This window comes from Burkholderia sp. LK4, from assembly GCF_001043615.1.
Lineage (GTDB): Bacteria > Pseudomonadota > Gammaproteobacteria > Burkholderiales > Burkholderiaceae > Burkholderia > Burkholderia cepacia.
On sequence record NZ_LDUL01000178.1, the window covers coordinates 1 to 2,170 of the forward strand.

General features: G+C 60.8%; 2 protein-coding genes. One reads left to right on the forward strand and one right to left on the reverse strand.

The window, feature by feature from the left end:
* Positions 1–54: 54 nt before the first annotated feature.
* Positions 55–1,098: an ISAs1 family transposase gene (locus VK92_RS38730; RefSeq protein ID WP_230965790.1), complete on the reverse strand. Its 1,044-nt coding sequence runs from the start codon at positions 1,096–1,098 to the stop codon at positions 55–57.
* A 295-nt stretch (positions 1,099–1,393) separates the two neighbouring features.
* Between VK92_RS38730 and tssI the strand changes: the two genes are divergently transcribed.
* A partial coding sequence (gene tssI, locus VK92_RS38735; RefSeq protein WP_048468269.1) for a type VI secretion system tip protein TssI/VgrG occupies positions 1,394–2,170 on the forward strand: 777 nt, incomplete at its 3' end.

The window sequence follows — 2,170 nt, forward strand, 5'->3', positions numbered from 1 at the left end:
TAACGTTTCATGCGAAAGCCCCGGGTCAAATCGCCGGGGCTTTCGCATGAAACGTTACAAACGTAGAACAGCAGCGCGGTAGCCGTCGCTGGCGCTCGCCTTGAGCAGTCGGTTCTTGATGCCGGCCTTCGTCGTCGTATCCGCTTTGAGCAGGTTCGGGCAGATGCGACTCAGGATCGCAAAGTTCTGGGTGGCGTTGTTGACGCGAACCCTGCACTGGTCTTCGCCGAAGGCCATGTCCAGCACCCAGTGCAATCTGCTCTCGATACGCCAATGCGCCGGCACGGCCTGTGCGATTCGCGCTGCGTCGGGAGGCAGGCTCGACACGTAGTAAGGCTGCTCGACCGTCTTGGTATCGCCGATCTCTCGAGTGGCCTCGACCATCACGATCGAACGTAGGCCGGGCCATAAGTCCGGATCAGGCTCGCAGTACGCAAGGACATCGCTGGCGATACACCGGCGCGTTTCGATACGGCCGTGATCCTTGTCGATTTCCTGATGTTCGGTGGCGTGATCCCGATAGGCGTGCGGCACACGCTCGACGGCCTCAAGTGCATGGCGGATTCGTGCCAACGGCGTCGGCAGATTGTTCCCGACCGCCAGCACATAGTCGCGGCCTGCCTCGACTATGTGCGTGGCAATCTGACGCCGGCATCCCATCGCATCGAGCGTGACGATCGCGCCCTTGAGCAGCAGTACGTCGAGCAGTTCCGGAATGGAGGTAATCTCGTTGCTCCCGTCGGCGGTGCGCACTTGCCCCAGCAACATGCCAAGCTGGTTTGCCCACGCCAAGACCACGTGGATGCCATGCGGATTCGCGCTACGCGAGCCTCGCACGGTTTTGCCGTCGATCGCGACCACTTCATCGGCCGGCACCGGGCAGAGTCCGCGCATCCAGCGAACGAAACGGGTTTCGAATTCCAGCGGATCGAGTGCCGCGAATCTCCGACCGAGCGTATCGTGCGATGGAATCCCGCGCTCCAGCGGTACGTACCGGCGCAACCAGTCGAGTTTCGACTCACCCCAGACCTGAATCGCGCCCCAACTGTCTGCCCCCGACAGAATCGCGCACAGCGAGACAACCGGGATCTCTCGCATATCATGCGGGACGGCCGGCTGCGCGGATCCGTCAATCTCCCGAATGCTTCTTCGATACCCAACACATCCCGCTGCGAGACGGGCTGTCGCACGTTGCTCTCCGGTCGAAAAACCGTCACTACATCCTGCTTCGGACTGGCATGCAAGCAAACGGAAGCCTTCTTTAACGATTTACACGTTTCATGCGATTTCCATGGTCAAGTCGCCAGGACACCCTACTTTCAGATTCGTCCCATAGACATTGATTTCGCAATAGTCAATCGTTGCTGTTTGGCATTCAGCGAGCAGCCCGACTATGGCTATCCAATCCGATCTGCGCTTTACCTTTACCGTTGGCGACGAGGCGTTCGAGGTCGTCGAGTTCACGCTGCAGGAAGGGTTGTCCGACACTTTCCTGTTACAGGTGGAACTGGCGAGTGCGAATCCTGCCATCGACTTTGGCGAGGTGCTCGATCGTAACGGCCTGCTCACGATTTGGCAGGGCGGGCAGCCGGTGCGTTACGTGCATGGTGCCATCTCATCGTTCGTTCAGCGTGATACGGGATTTCGACGTACTCGCTATTCCGCGGTGGTCGAGCCGCGTTTGGCGCGTCTGAAGCTGTCCTCCGACTGGCGCATCTTCCAGACGCTGAGCGTGCTCGAGATCGCTACGGCCGTGCTCAAGGCACACAATCAAACGCTGGACTACGAGCAGCGCATCACCGCCGAGCACCTGGCGCGCGAATACTGTGTGCAGGCGGGCGACACCGACTACGACTTCATCGAGCGCATCCTGCGCGAGGAAGGCTTCTTCTACGCCTTCCAGCACAAGGCCGACGGTCATCGGTTGATCCACTGCGATCGGCTGTTTATCTTCGGCCGGCAGCAGGGCGAGCCGGTGCTGTATAACCCGACACCGGGCGGCGACCAGCCGCGGCCTTGCCTGCGCACCTTCGCCTATACGGAGAACGTGCGCACCGCGCGGCAGGTGCAGCGCGACTACACCTTCAAGAGCCCACGCTTTCCGCACGAGTACCCGCGCGAGGGCACAGACCTTGATCGTCAGGGCCGCGGCTACGCGCGCTACGACTAT